We start from the raw sequence: 18,108 nt of genomic DNA, 5'->3' as shown, positions 1-18,108 counted from the left end.
GCTATGAATTTTCCTCAAATTATCATGATGTTAATCTTTGTTAATTCTGACTCCTTATTCCTTTTACCTCTATGACGGCCCCAATTCATTCGGGAATAATCCCAAAGCGCGCCAGCTCTGGCTTGACAAGGTTTTCATACCCTCCGTACACTCTTAAAGGTGGGATTTTGTGGGGTAAAGTGGTGAAAAAGGTTATGGAGGGGTAACTCAGGTATGTTTCGTGGGGCTACGCTGGTTAACCTCGACAGTAAAGGGCGCCTTGCTGTGCCTACCCGATATCGGGAAATGCTGAACGGGGAATCGCAAGGTCAAATGGTTTGCACCATTGACCTGCATCAGCCATGCCTGTTGCTTTATCCCTTACCTGAGTGGGAAATTATTGAACAAAAATTGTCGCGCTTGTCGAGCATGAACCCTGCTGAACGTCGTGTTCAGCGTTTGTTATTGGGGCATGCCAGCGAGTGTCAAATGGATAGTGCAGGGCGTTTGTTGATTGCGAATACGTTAAGGCAGCATGCGGACCTCAAAAAAGAAGTGATGCTAGTCGGGCAGTTCAATAAGTTTGAACTGTGGGATGAACAGACTTGGTATCAACAGGTCAGGGATGATATTGACGCTGAACAATCGACTCAGGAACCTTTGTCTGAGCGGTTGCAGGACCTATCGCTATAGCCATGCTGGAAAATTATAAACATACCACCGTCCTGTTGGATGAGGCAGTCAATGGCCTGAATATTCGCAGCGGCGGCATATACATCGACGGCACATTTGGCCGTGGTGGTCATTCTCGTCTGATTCTTTCCCAACTGGGGCCGGAAGGACGTCTGTTAGCTATCGATCGCGATCCTCAGGCAATTGAAGCCGCCAAGGCGATTGACGATCCTCGTTTCTCTATTATTCACGGGCCGTTTTCCGCGATGGCGGAGTATGTTGCAGAACTCGGGCTGACCGGGCAGATCGATGGTGTTCTGCTCGATCTTGGCGTTTCTTCTCCTCAGCTTGATGACCCTGAACGTGGGTTCTCATTCATGCGCGATGGCCCGCTGGATATGCGTATGGATCCGACACGTGGCTTGTCCGCCGCGGAATGGCTGATGAAAGCGGAAGCTGACGACATCGTCTGGGTCTTGAAAACGTTCGGCGAAGAGCGTTTTGCCAAGCGTATTGCCCGCGCCATTGTGGAGCGCAATCGTCTCGACCCAATGACGCGGACAAAAGAGCTCGCTGAATTGATCGCTGCCGCCAGTCCGATTAGAGAAAAACATAAGCATCCGGCAACGCGCAGTTTTCAGGCGATCCGCATTTATATCAATAGCGAATTGGAAGAGATCGAACGTGCGCTAGAAGGCGCACTGAGCGTGCTGGCTCCGCAAGGACGTCTGTCGGTGATTAGCTTCCACTCGTTAGAGGATCGGATTGTGAAACGGTTTATTCGCCATCAGAGTCGCGGGCCACAGGTGCCAGCTGGCCTACCGTTAACGGAAGAACAGTTGCGCAGCCAGGGCGGACAGACGTTAAAAGCTGTCGGCAAGAAACTGATGCCTTCGGAAGCAGAAGTTGCGGAAAACCCACGCGCGCGTAGTTCTGTTCTGCGCTTCGCTGAGAGATTGCCAGCGTGATCGGTAACGAGCGGCACACTCTGGTCGGCGTCATCGGTGAGGATTTGCTGCGTAATGCAAAGATCCCGGTGTTGCTGATGATTGCCGTGCTGGTTTCTGCGGTCTTTGTGGTCACCACTGCGCATAAGACACGCCTGCTGACAGCAGAACGCGAACAGCTTCTGCTGGAGCGTGATGCGTTGGATATCGAATGGAGAAACCTGATCCTGGAGGAAAACTCACTAGGGGATCATAGCCGCGTGGAGCGGATCGCGACGGAAAAACTGCAAATGGGGCACGTTGATCCGTCACAGGAAAACATTGTGGTTAAGCAATGAACTAAATAGGCAACCAGCTAAGCATGAAAGCAGCCCGTACAGGAAAGTTAAAGCGCCAGGAAGATCAAGCCAGCTTTGTTAGCTGGCGTTTTGCGTTGCTTTGCGGCTGTATCCTGCTTGCGATGGTTGGCTTGATGGCGCGTGCGGCTTATCTTCAGGTTATCAACCCAGACAAACTGGTGCGCGAAGGGGATATGCGTTCTCTGCGCGTACAGGAAGTGCCCACGGCACGCGGCATGATTAGCGATCGTGCTGGACGTCCTTTGGCCGTCAGCGTGCCGGTGAATGCCGTCTGGGCCGATCCGAAAGAAGTGAACGATCGTGGCGGTATTACGCTGGATACGCGCTGGAAAGCACTGTCTGATGCGCTCGATATTCCGTTGGATCAGTTGGCGACCAAGATCAATGCTAACCCGAAAGGTCGCTTCGTTTATCTGGCTCGTCAGGTGAACCCAGCCATTGGTGAATATATCCATAAGCTGAAGCTGCCGGGCATCAATCTGCGGCAGGAGTCTCGCCGATACTATCCTTCTGGACAAGTGACCTCTCACCTCATTGGTTTCACCAATATCGATGGACAGGGTATTGAAGGCGTTGAGAAAAGCTTTGACCGCTGGCTGACAGGGCAACCCGGTGAACGAACCGTACGTAAAGACCGCTTTGGTCGCGTGATTGAAGATATCTCCTCCGTTGACAGCCAGGCTGCACACAATCTGGCGCTCAGTATTGATGAGCGTCTGCAGGCGCTGGTTTACCGTGAACTCAATAACGCTGTTGCTTTTAACAAAGCTGAGTCAGGAACGGCCGTACTGGTCGATGTGAATACTGGCGAAGTGCTGGCAATGGCGAATAGCCCGTCTTATAACCCGAACAATTTGGCGGGTACGCCGCAAGACATTATGCGTAACCGCGCGATTACCGATATCTTCGAGCCCGGTTCTACCGTTAAACCGATGGTGGTGATGACGGCGCTACAGCGCGGTGTCGTGAAAGAAAACAGTGTACTCAGCACCCTGCCGTATTACGTCAATGGTCATGAGATCAAAGACGTGGCGCGTTATAGCGAATTGACGCTGACGGGCGTGCTTCAGAAGTCGAGTAACGTTGGCGTGTCTAAGCTGGCGTTAGCGATGCCTTCCTCTGCGCTAGTAGATACTTACGCGCGCTTTGGATTAGGAAAAGCGACCAATTTGGGGTTGGTCGGAGAAAGCAGTGGCTTATACCCTCAAAAACAACGGTGGTCTGACATAGAGAGGGCCACCTTCTCTTTCGGCTACGGGCTGATGGTAACACCGTTACAGTTAGCGCGAGTCTACGCCACGATCGGCAGTTTCGGTATTTACCGTCCGCTGTCGATTACCAAAGTTGATCCACCCGTTCCAGGCGAACGTGTCTTCCCGGAAGCGCTGGTGCGTTCCGTGGTGCACATGATGGAAAGCGTGGCGCTGCCCGGTGGCGGTGGTACCAAGGCGGCCATCAAAGGCTACCGTATCGCGATTAAAACCGGTACGGCTAAGAAAGTTGGTCCGGATGGCAAGTACATCAACAAATATATTGCCTACACGGCGGGTGTGGCACCAGCCAGTAACCCACGTTTTGCTCTGGTTGTCGTGATTAACGATCCGCAGGCAGGGAAGTACTACGGCGGCGCGGTTTCTGCGCCAATCTTTGGCGCCATCATGGGCGGCGTTCTGCGTACGATGAATATCGAACCGGATGCGTTGCCGACAGGCGACAAGAACGAGTTTGTAATTAATAGAGAAGAGGGATCAGGTGGCAGATCGTAATTTGCGCGATTTACTTGCGCCGTGGGTGCAAGACACTCCGGCGCGCGCGCTGCGGGAAATGATATTAGACAGCCGCGTTGCGGCTGCCGGGGATCTGTTTGTCGCGATTGTCGGGCACAAAGCAGATGGACGGCGCTATATTCCGCAGGCAATTGCGCAAGGCGTAGCAGCGATTGTTGCCGAAGCAGAAGGTGAGGCCGCTGATGGCACCGTTCGCGAAATGCACGGTGTGCCAGTGGTGTATCTCAGCAATCTGAACCAGCGACTTTCCGCGCTGGCAGGCCGTTTTTATCAGCAGCCTGCGGAAAAGTTACAGCTGATTGGCGTAACAGGAACCAACGGAAAAACGACGACGACTCAGCTTCTGGCGCAGTGGAGTCAGGCATTAGGCGAAACGAGTGCCGTGATGGGCACCGTAGGCAATGGCCTATTAGGTCGAGCGATTCCGACAGAGAATACGACAGGGTCTGCTGTCGATGTTCAGCAGGTGCTGAGCCAACTGGTCGATCAAGGTGCGACATTCGCCGCCATGGAAGTGTCCTCCCACGGTCTGGTGCAGCATCGTGTGGCTGCGTTGCCGTTCGCGGCGGCGGTATTCACTAACCTGAGCCGCGATCATCTTGATTACCATGGCGATATGGAAAGTTACGAAGCGGCCAAATGGGCGCTGTTCTCCGAGCATCGCGTGGGGCAGATGGTTATCAACGCGGATGACGAAGTTGGACTGCGCTGGTTGGCGAAGCTGCCGGATGCGGTTACCGTCACTATGGAAAACAATCTTGTCCCCGGCTGCCGTGGGCGCTGGCTGAAAGCGACACAGATTGATTATCACGATAACGGCGCCACGGTTGCGTTTGATTCAAGCTGGGGGCATGGCGAAATTGAAAGCCGCCTGATGGGCGCGTTTAACGTCAGCAATATGCTGCTGGCGCTGGCAACGCTGCTGTCTCTGGGCTATCCACTCGACAAATTGATCATCGCGGGCTCTCAGTTGCAACCGGTATGTGGCCGCATGGAAGTTTTCCATGCTGAAGCAAAACCAACGGTCGTTGTGGATTACGCCCACACGCCAGACGCGCTGGAAAAAGCGCTTGAAGCGGCACGCTTGCACTGCCAGGGGAAACTCTGGTGTGTGTTTGGCTGTGGTGGCGATCGTGATAAAGGTAAGCGCCCACTTATGGGCGGTATCGCAGAACAACTGGCTGACCGTGTTGTGGTTACCGATGATAACCCGCGCAGTGAAGAGCCTCAGGCAATTGTTGCCGATATTCTTTCCGGGCTGCTGGATGCCGGACGCGTTCAGGTGATTCACGGGCGTGCTGAAGCGGTTACTAGCGCGATTATGCAGGCGCAGGAAAATGACGTGGTGCTGGTTGCGGGTAAAGGGCACGAAGACTACCAACTGGTGGGCAATCAGCGTCTCGATTATTCCGATCGCATCACCGTTGCCCGCCTGCTGGGGGTGATTGCATGATTCGCGTCTCCCTGCAGCAGCTTGCCACAGTGCTGAATGCGCAGCTGATTGGTGAAAGCATTGATATTGATGATGTTTCAACCGATACGCGTAAGCTGGCATCCGGTTGCCTGTTTGTTGCGCTGAAAGGCGAGAAATTCGACGCGCATGATTACGCTGCAGATGCAGTGAAAGGCGGTGCGGCGGCTCTTTTAGTCAGTAAGCACTTACCTATCAATGTGCCACAATTGCTGGTGAGCGATACGCGTCTGGCGTTGGGCCAACTGGGTGCCTGGGTTCGTCAGCAGTCAACGGCGCGTGTTGTCGCCCTGACCGGTTCTTCCGGCAAAACCTCGGTTAAAGAAATGACGGCGGCGATTCTGCGCCACTGTGGTTCCGTGTTGTATACCGCTGGTAACTTCAACAACGATATCGGTGTGCCGCTAACGCTGTTGCGTCTGACGGCGGAACACCAGTTCGCAGTGATTGAACTGGGGGCAAATCACATTGGTGAGATTGCCTATACCACCGATCTGGTGCGGCCGGAAAGCGCGCTGGTCAACAATCTGGCTGCCGCGCATCTGGAAGGTTTTGGTTCACTGGCAGGTGTGGCACAGGCGAAAGGTGAGATATTTTCTGGTTTGCCAGCAGACGGCGTAGCGATCGTGAATGCGGACAGCAACGATTTCCCACACTGGCAGGTCATGCTGAATCATAAAACCGTTTGGCGTTTCTCTCCGCAGGCTGCTTGCGATATCGATTTTTTTGCCAGCGACGTAGACGTTTTGGCGCAAGGCACGCGTTTCACGCTGCATACACCGTTTGGTGAAACGCAGGTTCTGCTGCCTTTACCGGGTCGACATAACATTTCTAACGCACTGGCGGCGGCTTCGCTGGCGATGTCCGTCGGAGCGACGCTGGAAGCCGTTAAAGCCGGATTATCTCAGCTTCAGGCGGTGCCGGGGCGGTTGTTCCCGATAGCTTTGTCTGAAGGCAAGCTGCTGCTGGATGACAGCTACAACGCGAATGTCGGTTCAATGACGGCGGCAGCACAGGTGCTGGCAGAGATGCCGGGCTACCGTGTGATGGTCGTTGGTGATATGGGCGAGTTGGGGGATGAAGCCCCTGAGTGCCATCGTCAAGTGGGCGAAGCGGCGCGTGCTGCGGGCATCGATCGCGTATTGAGTGTGGGAACGTTGAGTGAATTGATCGGCACTGCCAGTGGCAATGGTGAGCATTTTCAGGATAAAGCCGCGCTGGTTTCACGTTTGAAGGTGCTGATGTCAGAACATAACGTCATCAGCGTGTTGATCAAAGGCTCACGCAGTGCTGCGATGGAGCAGGTTGTACATGCATTACAGGAGAATGCGCAATGTTAGTATGGCTGGCCGAACATTTGGCCAAACTTTATACCGGCTTTAACGTCTTTTCTTATTTGACGTTCCGCGCCATTGTCAGCCTGCTGACCGCATTGGTTATTTCCTTATGGATGGGGCCGCACATGATTGCCTGGCTGCAGCGTTTGCAGATTGGGCAGGTTGTGCGTAACGAAGGGCCAGAATCACATTTCAGTAAGCGCGGAACCCCGACGATGGGGGGCGTGATGATCCTGGTGGCGATTATCGTTTCTGTTTTGATGTGGGCGAATCTGTCGAATCCGTATGTCTGGTGCGTACTGCTGGTGTTAGCAGGCTATGGCGCAGTCGGCTTTGTTGATGATTACCGCAAAGTGGTCCGTAAGGATACTAAGGGGCTGATTGCCCGCTGGAAATATTTCTGGCAGTCGGTGATTGCGCTCGTGGTGGCTTTCACCATGTATTCCATCGGTAAAGATACGCCAGCCACGCAGCTGGTTGTGCCGTTTTTCAAAGATGTAATGCCGCAACTGGGCCTGCTCTATGTTGCGCTGGCCTACTTTGTGATTGTTGGCACCAGTAATGCCGTAAACCTGACTGATGGTCTGGATGGCTTGGCAATCATGCCAACTGTGTTTGTTGCGGCGGGTTTTGCACTGGTGGCATGGGCAACGGGGAACATGAACTTTGCTGGTTACCTGCACATTCCGTATATCCGCCATGCCAGTGAACTGGTGATCGTCTGCACCGCGATTGTGGGCGCAGGGCTTGGGTTCCTGTGGTTTAACACCTATCCGGCGCAGGTTTTCATGGGGGACGTAGGTTCTCTGGCGCTGGGCGGCGCGCTGGGGACTATTGCGGTCCTGCTGCGCCAGGAGTTTTTGTTAGTGATTATGGGCGGTGTCTTCGTGGTCGAAACGCTGTCGGTGATTTTGCAAGTCGGGTCCTTTAAGTTGCGTGGGCAGCGGATTTTCCGCATGGCGCCGATTCATCACCATTATGAACTTAAGGGCTGGCCGGAACCGCGCGTGATTGTGCGCTTCTGGATTATTTCGTTGATGCTGGTGCTGATTGGCCTGGCAACGCTGAAGGTACGGTAAGACATGGTGGACTATCAGGGTAAAAAAGTCGTCATTATCGGGTTGGGTCTGACCGGGCTCTCCTGTGTTGATTTCTTTCTCGCACGCGATGTCGTACCACGCGTGGTGGATACCCGTATCAGTCCGCCGGGTCTGGATAAGCTGCCAGAGCAGGTGGAACGACACCTCGGTAGCCTGAATGAAGACTGGCTGATGAGCGCAGATTTGATCGTCGCCAGTCCTGGTGTTGCGTTGGCGACGCCGATTCTGTGTGACGCCGCCGATGCTGGCATCGAGATCGTTGGCGATATCGAACTGTTCTGCCGTGAAGCGCAGGCACCGATTGTGGCGATTACCGGCTCTAACGGTAAAAGCACGGTGACGACGCTGGTCGGCGAAATGGCGCGTGCCGCAGGCTGGCAGGTGGGTGTGGGGGGCAACATCGGCCTACCTGCGCTGCAACTGCTTGAACAGCCCGCTCAGCTTTATGTGCTGGAGCTGTCGAGTTTCCAGTTGGAAACGACGAGTAGCCTGCACGCCGCTGCGGCAACCATTTTGAACGTGACGGAAGATCACACCAACCGTTATCCGTTTGGTTTACAGCAGTACCGGGCGGCGAAACTGCGTATTTATGAACACGCGGATTTGTGTGTTGTGAATGCTGATGATGCGCTGACCATGCCGGTTCGCGGTGCGGATGCACGCTGTCGCAGTTTTGGCGTCGATGTCGGCGATTATCACCTTAACCGCCAGCAGGGAGAAACCTGGCTGCGGGTGGACGGTGAACGTGTGCTCAATACCCGTGAAATCAAGCTGGTTGGGCAGCACAATTATACGAATGCATTGGCAGCGCTGGCGTTGGCTGATGCAGTGAAGATTCCACGTGCGTCTGCGCTGACGGCGTTGACGTCATTTACCGGACTGCCTCATCGCTTTCAAATGGCTTTCGAGCGTAATGGCGTGCGGTGGATCAATGACTCTAAAGCCACCAATGTGGGCAGCACCGAGGCCGCATTGAGCGGTTTGGCGGTAGAAGGCTCGCTGCACCTGCTGTTAGGCGGTGACGGTAAATCTGCCGATTTCTCGCCGTTGGTGCCGTATTTGCAGGGCGAGCACATTCATTTGTACTGTTTCGGGCAGGATGGGCAACAGTTGGCCGCGCTGCGCCCGGAAATTTCCGAGCAGACAAAAACGATGGAACAGGCAATGCGTATCATCGCCGAACGCGTTAAGCCGGGCGATATGGTGCTGCTGTCTCCAGCCTGCGCAAGCCTGGATCAGTTCCGCAGTTTTGAACAGCGAGGCGATGAATTTGCTCGTCTGGCGGGGGAGTTAGGCTGATGCGGTTCTTCGGGCTGGCGTTTATCGAGCGCATCAAGAGCTGGGTTATGGGAACGCGCGAAAGCGATACGCTCAGCGTTGTCCTGTATGACAGGACGCTGGTGTGGTTGACGCTTGGGCTTGCCGTGATTGGTTTTGTGATGGTGACGTCGGCTTCTATGCCTGTTGGACAGCGTCTTGCCAGTGATCCGTTCCTGTTCGCGAAACGTGATGCGATTTATATCGGGTTGGCATTTGGCTTGTCGTTAATCACGCTGCGTGTGCCGATGGAGATATGGCAACGTTACAGTCCGGTACTGCTACTGCTCGCCATGGTTATGTTGCTGGTAGTGCTCGCGGTGGGAAGCTCGGTCAACGGTGCGTCACGCTGGATTTCGCTGGGGCCATTGCGTATTCAGCCTGCGGAATTATCCAAGCTGGCGTTGTTTTGCTACCTGTCCAGCTACATGGTGCGCAAAGTTGAAGAAGTGCGAAATAACTTCTGGGGCTTTTGCAAACCAATGGGCGTGATGGTGGTGTTGGCGGTGCTGTTGTTGGCACAGCCTGACCTCGGTACGGTGGTTGTACTGTTTATTACGACGCTGGCGATGCTGTTTCTGGCTGGTGCGAAGATGTGGCAGTTTCTGGCGATCATCGGTTGCGGCGTGTTTGCCGTTGGCCTGCTGATTGTCGCTGAGCCTTACCGTATGCGCCGTGTGACGTCTTTCTGGAATCCATGGGATGATCCGTTTGGCAGCGGCTACCAGTTAACGCAGTCCCTGATGGCATTTGGGCGCGGTGAATTCTGGGGGCAAGGGCTGGGGAATTCAGTACAGAAACTGGAATATTTGCCGGAAGCACATACCGATTTCATTTTCTCTATTTTAGGTGAAGAACTCGGCTATATCGGTGTGGTTTTAGCGTTGTTAATGATATTCTTCGTCGCTTTTCGCGCGATGTCTATCGGGAAGCGGGCGCTGGAGATCGATCAGCGTTTTTCGGGCTTTCTGGCGTGTTCCATCGGTGTCTGGTTCAGCTTTCAGACGCTGGTGAACGTAGGCGCGGCGGCGGGGATGCTACCGACAAAAGGGCTGACGTTGCCGCTGATCAGTTACGGTGGTTCCAGTTTGCTGATTATGTCGACGGCAATAGTGTTGCTGTTACGCATTGATTTTGAAACGCGTCTGACGAAAGCGCAGGCGTTTACGAGAGGTGCCCGATGAGTGGCGAAGGCAAGCGTTTGATGGTGATGGCTGGCGGTACGGGCGGGCATGTCTTCCCCGGGCTGGCGGTTGCGCACCACCTGATGGCGCAAGGCTGGCAGGTTCGCTGGTTAGGTACAGCGGATCGTATGGAAGCCGATTTGGTGCCTAAGCATGGTATCGAAATTGATTTTATCCGCATTTCTGGTTTGCGTGGTAAAGGCATTCGGGCGCAGTTAAGCGCGCCGATTCGTATTTTTCAGGCAGTGCGTCAGGCTCGCGCGATTATGCGCCGTTACCAGCCTGATGTGGTGCTGGGAATGGGCGGTTATGTTTCCGGCCCCGGCGGTCTGGCTGCCTGGCTGTGCGGCATTCCGGTCGTCCTACATGAGCAGAACGGTATTGCAGGGCTAACCAATCGCTGGTTATCCCATATCGCTAAAAAGGTATTGCAGGCATTCCCCGGCGCGTTTCCTAAAGCAGATGTTGTGGGGAACCCGGTCAGAACCGATGTGCTGGCGTTGCCTGCGCCGGAGACACGATTAGCCGATCGCTCAGGCCCTGTGAGGGTGCTGGTTGTTGGTGGTAGTCAGGGCGCAAGAGTGCTGAATCAAACGCTACCCGGCGTGGCAGCAAAGTTGGGCGATCGCGTGACGATTTGGCATCAGGTTGGTAAAGGAGCGTTATCCACCGTTCAACAGGCTTATCAGGATGTTGGGCAGACGCAGCACAAGATTACCGAATTTATTGATGACATGGCGGCAGCTTACGCCTGGGCGGATGTGGTGGTGTGCCGTTCTGGCGCATTAACCGTCAGTGAAATTGCGGCGGCTGGGTTACCGGCGCTGTTTGTCCCGTTCCAGCATAAAGATCGGCAGCAGTATTGGAATGCGCTGCCGTTGGAAAAAGCGGGAGCAGCAAAAATTATTGAGCAGCCACAGTTTAACGTGGCGGCTGTCAGCGAGGTGCTATCCAGTTGGGATCGCGCAACCTTGCTGACAATGGCACAGAAAGCCCGCGCAGTGGCCATTCCAGATGCAACCGACCGGGTTGCGGCGGAAGTCAGTGCAGCGGCAGGCAGTCGGGCCACACATGTGGCTCATGGTTAATTAATACAGCGTTGTCGGACATAAGGCTGTGCGACGACGCTACAAGGTAGCGATAGAATAAAGTGAATACTCAACAACTGGCGAAACTACGTTCAATCGTGCCCGAGATGCATCGCGTCCGGCACATACACTTTGTCGGCATCGGCGGTGCTGGCATGGGTGGTATCGCCGAAGTGTTGGCCAACGAAGGTTATGAAATTAGCGGTTCCGATCTGGCTCCAAATGCGGTGACGCAGCAGTTGACTGAACTTGGCGCGCAGATTTATTTCCACCACCGTGCGGAGAACGTTCTGAACGCCAGCGTGGTGGTGGTGTCGAGTGCGATTACTGCGGATAACCCTGAGATTGTCGCCGCGCATGACGCACGTATTCCGGTGATCCGTCGTGCCGAGATGTTGGCGGAACTGATGCGTTTTCGTCATGGTATTGCGATCGCAGGTACGCATGGTAAGACGACGACGACGGCGATGGTCTCCAGTATTTACGCGGAAGCGGGACTGGATCCGACGTTTGTGAACGGTGGATTAGTGAAGGCGGCGGGAACGCATGCGCGTTTGGGCTCAAGCCGCTACCTGATTGCGGAAGCCGATGAAAGCGATGCGTCTTTCCTGCATTTGCAGCCGATGGTGGCGATTGTGACCAACATTGAAGCCGACCATATGGACACCTATCAGGGCGATTTTGAGAACCTAAAGCAGACGTTCATCAATTTCCTGCACAACCTGCCGTTTTACGGGCAGGCGGTGATGTGTATTGATGATGCGGTAATCCGTGAGCTGCTGCCGCGTGTGGGTCGTCATATCACCACATATGGCTTTAGCGACGATGCTGATGTGCGTATTTCAGGGTATCACCAGACTGGCGCGCAAGGGCATTTCACGCTGGAGCGGAAAGATAAACCGCTGCTCACTGTCACGCTGAATGCACCAGGACGTCACAATGCGCTCAACGCGGCGGCGGCGGTTGCTGTGGCGACCGATGAAGGGATTGATGACGAGGCGATTCTGCGTGCGCTTGAGCGTTTTCAGGGCACCGGTCGTCGCTTTGATTTTCTCGGTGAATACCCGCTTGAGCTGGTGAATGGTCAAAGCGGTACGGCGATGTTGGTGGATGATTACGGCCACCATCCGACGGAAGTCGATGCCACGATTAAAGCCGCCCGCGCCGGGTGGCCAGATAAGCGGTTGGTCATGATTTTTCAGCCGCATCGCTATACGCGAACCCGCGATTTGTATGACGATTTCGCACACGTGCTATCGCAGGTCGACGTGCTGCTGATGCTGGATGTGTATTCCGCTGGAGAGTCGCCGATTCCGGGCGCGGACAGCCGTTCGCTGTGCCGTACGATTCGCGGAAGAGGTAAGATTGATCCGATTCTGGTGACGGATGTGGATACTTTACCGGAACTGTTGTCACAGGCGCTGCGAGGTGAAGACCTGATTTTGGTTCAGGGCGCCGGCAATATCGGTAAACTGGCGCGTAAACTGGCTGATTCCAGATTACAGCCACAGATGAGTGAATGAGGAACATCATGACTGAGAAAGTTGCTGTATTGCTTGGTGGAACCTCTGCCGAACGTGAAGTGTCGTTACTTTCCGGTCAGGCGGTTTTGGCTGGCCTGAAAGAAGCAGGCATCAACGCGCATGCGGTTGATACCCGTGACGTCTCTGTGACGACGTTAAAGGAAGAAGGCTTTACCAAGGTTTTCATTGCCTTACATGGTCGTGGTGGTGAAGATGGTACCTTGCAGGGCGTTCTGGAGTTCCTGGGGCTGCCTTATACCGGTAGCGGCGTCATGGCATCTGCACTGACGATGGATAAACTCCGCACCAAACAGGTGTGGCAAGCCGTGGGATTACCGGTGTCGCCATACGTGGCGCTGGATCGTCGCCAATATTCAGAAACGGCGGCAAATGCGCTGCTGGCGAAATTCACCCATCTCGGGTTGCCGCTGATCGTCAAGCCAAGCCGTGAGGGTTCCAGCGTGGGGATGAGCAAAGTGAATACGCTGAGCGAACTGCCTGCGGCACTGGAAGAAGCATTCCGTCACGATGACGATATTCTGATCGAGAAGTGGCTGAGCGGCCCAGAGTATACGGTGGCTATCCTGGGTGATGACGTGTTGCCTTCTATTCGTATTCAGCCTGCGGGTACGTTTTACGATTATGAAGCGAAGTATTTGTCGGATGATACGCAATATTTCTGTCCGAGTGGTTTGCCGGACGATCAAGAGCAGGCGTTAGCTGGACTGGCGATGGCGGCTTATCGCGCGGTGGGCTGTAGCGGATGGGGACGCGTCGATTTTATGCTGGATAGCGACGGTGCCTTCTATCTGCTTGAAGTGAATACGTCTCCGGGGATGACGAGCCACAGTCTGGTTCCTATGGCTGCACGCCAACGTGGGCTGACTTTCTCGCAACTGGTCGTGAAAATTTTAGAGCTCGCTGGCTGATATGTCGCAGGCAGCGCTGAATACACGCGGACGAGAGCCTGAAACCAAAGGAACACGTCGCAGTAATGGAGGCCAATTGGCAGGGATGATTTTCCTGCTGATGGTGATAGGGACGATCGTCTGGGGAAGCTGGATGGTTGTGGGGTGGATGAAAGATGCCAGCCGCTTACCGCTCTCCCGCATGGCAGTGACAGGGGAAAGGCAGTACACCACCAACGACGATATCCGTCAGGCTATTTTGTCGTTGGGGTCGCCGGGAACGTTCATGACACAGGATGTGAACGTGATCCAGCAGCAGATTGAGCGTCTGTCGTGGATAAAACAGGCTAGCGTGCGCAAGCAATGGCCGGACGAATTAAAGATTCATCTGGTTGAATATGTTCCGGTAGCGCGTTGGAATGATCAGCTAATGGTTGATGCAGAAGGAAATTCGTTCAGTGTACCCGCCGAACGTATTGGCAATCGCAAGATGCCGCTGCTGTATGGCCCAGAAGGCAGTGAAGCAGAAGTGCTGGAAGGCTATCGCACAATGAATCAGACGCTGACCGCCGGGAAGTTTACGTTAAAAATGGTGGCGATGAGTGCGCGACATTCGTGGCAACTAGGATTAGACGATGATACTCGCCTCGAATTGGGGCGGGACGATAGGGCCAAACGTCTGCAACGCTTTATCGAGCTGTATCCGCTGTTGCAGCGGCAGGCTCAGAGCGAAAACAAACGTATCAGCCATGTGGATTTGCGGTACGACAGTGGAGCCGCGATAGGTTGGGCTCCAGCTTTGCTTGATCAGCAACAGGGTGATCAACAACAACAACACGGTGATCGGCAACGAGTTGGTCAGCACTAAGACATTGATCAGCAACAGAACAGTAACCAGAAACAGACACAGGCTAAACAACAATGATCAAGTCGACGGACAGAAAACTGGTAGTTGGGCTGGAAATCGGTACAGCAAAAGTGGCTGCGCTGGTAGGGGAAGTTCTGCCCGATGGCATGGTCAACATTATTGGCGTAGGCAGTTGCCCGTCACGCGGTATGGATAAAGGCGGCGTAAACGATCTGGAATCAGTCGTTAAATGTGTTCAGCGCGCTATTGATCAGGCTGAGTTGATGGCAGACTGCCAGATCTCTTCCGTGTATCTGGCGCTCTCGGGAAAACACATCAGCTGCCAGAATGAAATAGGGATGGTGCCTATTTCAGAAGAAGAGGTTACGCAGGACGACGTGGAAAGCGTGGTGCATACCGCTAAATCCGTGCGCGTGCGTGATGAACATCGTGTTCTCCATGTGATTCCACAGGAGTATGCGATCGATTATCAGGAAGGGATTAAAAACCCGGTTGGCTTATCCGGCGTGCGTATGCAGGCGAAAGTCCACCTGATAACCTGCCATAACGATATGGCAAAGAATATTGTTAAAGCCGTTGAACGCTGCGGCTTAAAGGTCGACCAGCTGATTTTTGCGGGACTGGCTTCCAGTTATGCGGTTCTGACAGAAGATGAACGTGAGCTGGGCGTGTGTGTCGTTGATATTGGCGGCGGTACAATGGATATCGCGGTCTATACCGGTGGCGCATTGCGACACACTAAAGTGATTCCGTATGCGGGCAATGTGGTTACCAGCGATATTGCTTACGCATTTGGTACGCCGCCGACGGATGCCGAAGCGATCAAGGTGCGTCACGGTTGTGCATTAGGCGCGATCGTCGGCAAAGATGAGAATGTGGAAGTCCCAAGTGTTGGAGGACGTCCACCCCGCAGTCTGCAAAGACAGACATTGGCGGAAGTGATTGAACCACGTTACACCGAGCTGTTGAACTTGGTGAACGATGAACTTTTACAGTTGCAGGAGCAGTTGCGTCAACAAGGCGTGAAACACCATCTGGCGGCAGGGATCGTGCTGACGGGCGGTGCCGCGCAAATAGACGGTCTGGCGGCCTGTGCGCAGCGTGTGTTCCACACACAGGTGCGTATTGGACAACCAATGAATATAACAGGGCTGACGGATTATGCCCAAGAGCCTTATTACTCAACGGCAGTTGGGTTGCTCCATTACGGAAAAGAATCTCACCTTGGTGGTGAGCATGAAGTCGAAAAACGTGCCTCAGTGAGCAACTGGTTCAAGAGAATCAACAGCTGGTTGAGGAAAGAATTTTAATTTTATCAAAGAGATCACCTGGCACAGTTTTATGATCTCGCAGTTACAGGCACAAACGGAGAGAAATTATGTTTGAACCAATGGAATTAACCAACGACGCGGTGATTAAAGTCATCGGCGTCGGTGGCGGCGGTGGTAATGCCGTCGAACACATGGTGCGTGAGCGCATCGAAGGCGTCGAATTCTTCGCGGTCAACACAGATGCGCAGGCATTACGCAAAACGGCTGTGGGCCAGACGATTCAGATCGGCAGTGGCATCACGAAAGGTCTGGGTGCAGGCGCTAACCCTGAAGTCGGCCGTAATTCGGCTGAAGAAGATCGTGAAGCACTGCGTTCAGCACTGGAAGGTGCGGACATGGTGTTTATCGCCGCAGGTATGGGCGGTGGTACAGGTACAGGGGCTGCGCCAGTTGTGGCTGAAGTCGCAAAAGACCTGGGCATTCTGACCGTCGCTGTGGTGACCAAGCCTTTCAACTTTGAAGGCAAAAAGCGTATGGCGTTTGCAGAGCAGGGTATCGCCGAGCTGTCTAAGCACGTCGACTCGCTGATCACCATTCCAAATGACAAGCTGCTGAAAGTGCTAGGACGCGGTATTTCCCTGCTGGATGCATTTGGCGCGGCAAACGATGTACTGAAAGGCGCGGTGCAAGGTATTGCCGAGCTGATCACACGTCCGGGTCTGATGAACGTCGACTTTGCAGACGTGCGTACCGTGATGTCCGAAATGGGTTATGCCATGATGGGTTCCGGTGTTGCGCGTGGTGAAGACCGTGCAGAAGAAGCGGCTGAAATGGCGATCTCCAGCCCACTGTTGGAAGATATAGATCTGTCCGGCGCACGTGGCGTGTTGGTCAACATCACGGCGGGCTTTGATCTGCGTCTGGATGAGTTCGAGACGGTTGGTAACACCATCCGTGCATTCGCGTCTGATAATGCGACAGTCGTAATCGGTACGTCGCTTGACCCGGAAATGAATGATGAACTGCGTGTTACGGTTGTTGCGACGGGTATCGGCATGGACAAGCGTCCTGAGATTACTCTGGTGACGAACAAGCAGGCCAGCCAGCCTGTGATGGATCATCGTTATCAGCAACACGGTATGACGCCACTGGCGCAGGAAAAACCGGCGGCTAAAGTGGTTAACGACCAGAATCCGCAGACGAATAAAGAGCCAGATTATCTGGATATCCCAGCGTTTCTGCGTAAGCAGGCAGACTAATTTGCTGCCAGATAACGTTGGAATCTCCGCTCTTTGTGCTAAACTGTGCCACCGAACCTGGTGTATACTAGGTCGGTAGGTTCAGTAACATGCGAGATAAAATGATGATCAAACAACGTACATTAAAACGTATTGTTCAGGCGACTGGTGTCGGGTTACATACCGGCAAGAAGGTCACGTTGACCATGCGTCCTGCACCGGCAAATACCGGGGTCATCTATCGCCGCACAGACTTGAATCCCCCGGTTGATTTTCCGGCTGATGCAAAATCCGTGCGTGATACCATGCTCTGTACTTGCCTGGTTAATGAGCATGACGTCCGTATTTCTACGGTGGAGCATCTTAACGCTGCGCTTGCAGGGTTGGGCATTGACAATATTGTCATTGATGTTGACGCGCCGGAAATTCCAATTATGGATGGCAGCGCCAGCCCGTTCGTTTACCTGCTGTTAGATGCCGGTATCGAAGAGCTAAACTGTGCCAAGAAATTCGTACGTATCAAACAGCCTGTTCGCGTTGAAGACGGCGACAAGTGGGCCGAGATGAAACCGTTTAACGGCTTCAGTCTGGATTTCACTATCGACTTCAACCACCCGGCGATTGATGCGGGCAACCAGCGCTATCGTTTGGATTTCTCCGCTGATGCGTTTGTTCGCCAGATCAGCCGTGCGCGTACATTCGGTTTCATGCGCGATATCGAATACTTGCAGTCTCGTGGGTTGTGCCTGGGCGGCAGTATGGATTGTGCCATCGTCGTTGACGATTACCGCGTACTGAACGAAGACGGTCTGCGTTTTGAAGATGAGTTTGTCCGCCATAAAATGCTGGATGCCATCGGTGACCTGTTTATGTGTGGCCACAACATCATCGGTGCGTTCTCTGCGTTTAAATCTGGACACGCACTGAACAACAAACTGTTGCAGGCTGTGCTGGCAAATCAGGAAGCGTGGGAATACGTGACCTTTGAAGACGAAGCTGAAATGCCGTTGGCATTTAAAGCACCGTCTATCGTGCTGGCGTAACGCTTGAACTTGAAGT

The 18,108-nt window shown here is 54.0% G+C and carries 16 protein-coding genes; all 16 read left to right on the top strand.

Translation table 11 applies throughout. From position 1 onward, the window contains the following. Positions 1-213: 213 nt before the first annotated feature. Entirely contained in the window at positions 214-672 is a 459-nt protein-coding gene (gene mraZ / locus H4F65_RS19070) for a division/cell wall cluster transcriptional repressor MraZ (protein ID WP_010298042.1), read from the top strand. 2 nt (positions 673-674) lie between these two features. Then, positions 675-1,619 (top strand): 16S rRNA (cytosine(1402)-N(4))-methyltransferase RsmH, encoded by a 945-nt coding sequence (gene rsmH, locus H4F65_RS19065; protein WP_010681524.1) that lies wholly within the window; start codon positions 675-677, stop codon positions 1,617-1,619. Beyond that, the gene (gene ftsL, locus H4F65_RS19060) at positions 1,616-1,936 is read left to right on the top strand and encodes a cell division protein FtsL (protein WP_010681523.1); all 321 of its coding nucleotides are present in this window, start codon (positions 1,616-1,618) and stop codon (positions 1,934-1,936) included. Before rsmH ends, ftsL begins: the two co-directional genes overlap by 4 nt. A gap of 23 nt (positions 1,937-1,959) precedes the next feature. After that, the gene (locus H4F65_RS19055; protein WP_010298031.1) at positions 1,960-3,723 is read left to right on the top strand and encodes a peptidoglycan glycosyltransferase FtsI; all 1,764 of its coding nucleotides are present in this window, start codon (positions 1,960-1,962) and stop codon (positions 3,721-3,723) included. Continuing rightward, complete coding sequence (gene murE, locus H4F65_RS19050; protein WP_010681522.1) at positions 3,710-5,197, top strand: UDP-N-acetylmuramoyl-L-alanyl-D-glutamate--2,6-diaminopimelate ligase; 1,488 nt, start codon at positions 3,710-3,712, stop codon at positions 5,195-5,197. The genes H4F65_RS19055 and murE overlap by 14 nt, the downstream gene beginning before the upstream one ends. Further along, positions 5,194-6,555, top strand: coding sequence for a UDP-N-acetylmuramoyl-tripeptide--D-alanyl-D-alanine ligase (murF, locus tag H4F65_RS19045; protein WP_010681521.1), 1,362 nt, complete (start codon positions 5,194-5,196; stop codon positions 6,553-6,555). The genes murE and murF overlap by 4 nt, the downstream gene beginning before the upstream one ends. Beyond that, positions 6,549-7,631, top strand: coding sequence for a phospho-N-acetylmuramoyl-pentapeptide-transferase (gene mraY, locus H4F65_RS19040; protein ID WP_010298023.1), 1,083 nt, complete (start codon positions 6,549-6,551; stop codon positions 7,629-7,631). Before murF ends, mraY begins: the two co-directional genes overlap by 7 nt. Positions 7,632-7,634: 3 nt before the next feature. Beyond that, positions 7,635-8,951, top strand: a complete 1,317-nt coding sequence (gene murD, locus H4F65_RS19035; protein WP_010681520.1) for a UDP-N-acetylmuramoyl-L-alanine--D-glutamate ligase — start codon at positions 7,635-7,637, stop codon at positions 8,949-8,951. Continuing rightward, a complete protein-coding gene (ftsW, locus tag H4F65_RS19030) occupies positions 8,951-10,153 on the top strand; it encodes a cell division protein FtsW (RefSeq protein ID WP_010681519.1) in 1,203 nt (400 codons plus the stop codon). Before murD ends, ftsW begins: the two co-directional genes overlap by 1 nt. Beyond that, a complete protein-coding gene (gene murG, locus H4F65_RS19025; protein ID WP_010681518.1) occupies positions 10,150-11,241 on the top strand; it encodes an undecaprenyldiphospho-muramoylpentapeptide beta-N-acetylglucosaminyltransferase in 1,092 nt (363 codons plus the stop codon). Before ftsW ends, murG begins: the two co-directional genes overlap by 4 nt. 62 nt (positions 11,242-11,303) lie before the next feature. Further along, on the top strand, positions 11,304-12,764 hold the full coding sequence (gene murC / locus H4F65_RS19020) for a UDP-N-acetylmuramate--L-alanine ligase (protein ID WP_010681517.1): 1,461 nt from the start codon (positions 11,304-11,306) through the stop codon (positions 12,762-12,764). A gap of 8 nt (positions 12,765-12,772) precedes the next feature. Further along, positions 12,773-13,693, top strand: coding sequence for a D-alanine--D-alanine ligase (locus H4F65_RS19015; RefSeq protein ID WP_010681516.1), 921 nt, complete (start codon positions 12,773-12,775; stop codon positions 13,691-13,693). Position 13,694: 1 nt separating this feature from the next. Continuing rightward, positions 13,695-14,540, top strand: a complete 846-nt coding sequence (ftsQ, locus tag H4F65_RS19010) for a cell division protein FtsQ (RefSeq protein WP_010681515.1) — start codon at positions 13,695-13,697, stop codon at positions 14,538-14,540. A gap of 53 nt (positions 14,541-14,593) precedes the next feature. Further along, the gene (ftsA, locus tag H4F65_RS19005) at positions 14,594-15,850 is read left to right on the top strand and encodes a cell division protein FtsA (RefSeq protein ID WP_010298002.1); all 1,257 of its coding nucleotides are present in this window, start codon (positions 14,594-14,596) and stop codon (positions 15,848-15,850) included. Positions 15,851-15,918: 68 nt separating this feature from the next. Continuing rightward, positions 15,919-17,070: a cell division protein FtsZ gene (ftsZ, locus tag H4F65_RS19000; protein ID WP_005975217.1), complete on the top strand. Its 1,152-nt coding sequence runs from the start codon at positions 15,919-15,921 to the stop codon at positions 17,068-17,070. A 104-nt stretch (positions 17,071-17,174) separates the two neighbouring features. Further along, entirely contained in the window at positions 17,175-18,092 is a 918-nt protein-coding gene (lpxC, locus tag H4F65_RS18995; RefSeq protein ID WP_039278868.1) for a UDP-3-O-acyl-N-acetylglucosamine deacetylase, read from the top strand. Positions 18,093-18,108: the final 16 nt, after the last annotated feature.

The organism is Pectobacterium brasiliense (genome assembly GCF_016950255.1).
GTDB lineage: Bacteria > Pseudomonadota > Gammaproteobacteria > Enterobacterales > Enterobacteriaceae > Pectobacterium > Pectobacterium brasiliense.
The sequence above is the reverse complement of the archived record's forward strand: the minus strand, read 5'-3'. Positions and strand labels throughout refer to the sequence as shown.

What these genes read in the sequence shown, in the direction of transcription:
- ftsZ (WP_005975217.1), top strand. Translation starts at nt 15,919, where the DNA reads ATGTTTGAACCAATGGAATTAACCAACGACGCGGTGATTAAAGTCATC.
- rsmH (WP_010681524.1), top strand. Translation starts at nt 675, where the DNA reads ATGCTGGAAAATTATAAACATACCACCGTCCTGTTGGATGAGGCAGTC.
- H4F65_RS19015 (WP_010681516.1), top strand. Translation starts at nt 12,773, where the DNA reads ATGACTGAGAAAGTTGCTGTATTGCTTGGTGGAACCTCTGCCGAACGT.
- ftsA (WP_010298002.1), top strand. Translation starts at nt 14,594, where the DNA reads ATGATCAAGTCGACGGACAGAAAACTGGTAGTTGGGCTGGAAATCGGT.
- mraZ (WP_010298042.1), top strand. Translation starts at nt 214, where the DNA reads ATGTTTCGTGGGGCTACGCTGGTTAACCTCGACAGTAAAGGGCGCCTT.
- ftsW (WP_010681519.1), top strand. Translation starts at nt 8,951, where the DNA reads ATGCGGTTCTTCGGGCTGGCGTTTATCGAGCGCATCAAGAGCTGGGTT.
- ftsQ (WP_010681515.1), top strand. Translation starts at nt 13,695, where the DNA reads ATGTCGCAGGCAGCGCTGAATACACGCGGACGAGAGCCTGAAACCAAA.
- murD (WP_010681520.1), top strand. Translation starts at nt 7,635, where the DNA reads ATGGTGGACTATCAGGGTAAAAAAGTCGTCATTATCGGGTTGGGTCTG.
- murG (WP_010681518.1), top strand. Translation starts at nt 10,150, where the DNA reads ATGAGTGGCGAAGGCAAGCGTTTGATGGTGATGGCTGGCGGTACGGGC.
- murF (WP_010681521.1), top strand. Translation starts at nt 5,194, where the DNA reads ATGATTCGCGTCTCCCTGCAGCAGCTTGCCACAGTGCTGAATGCGCAG.
- lpxC (WP_039278868.1), top strand. Translation starts at nt 17,175, where the DNA reads ATGATCAAACAACGTACATTAAAACGTATTGTTCAGGCGACTGGTGTC.
- H4F65_RS19055 (WP_010298031.1), top strand. Translation starts at nt 1,960, where the DNA reads ATGAAAGCAGCCCGTACAGGAAAGTTAAAGCGCCAGGAAGATCAAGCC.
- mraY (WP_010298023.1), top strand. Translation starts at nt 6,549, where the DNA reads ATGTTAGTATGGCTGGCCGAACATTTGGCCAAACTTTATACCGGCTTT.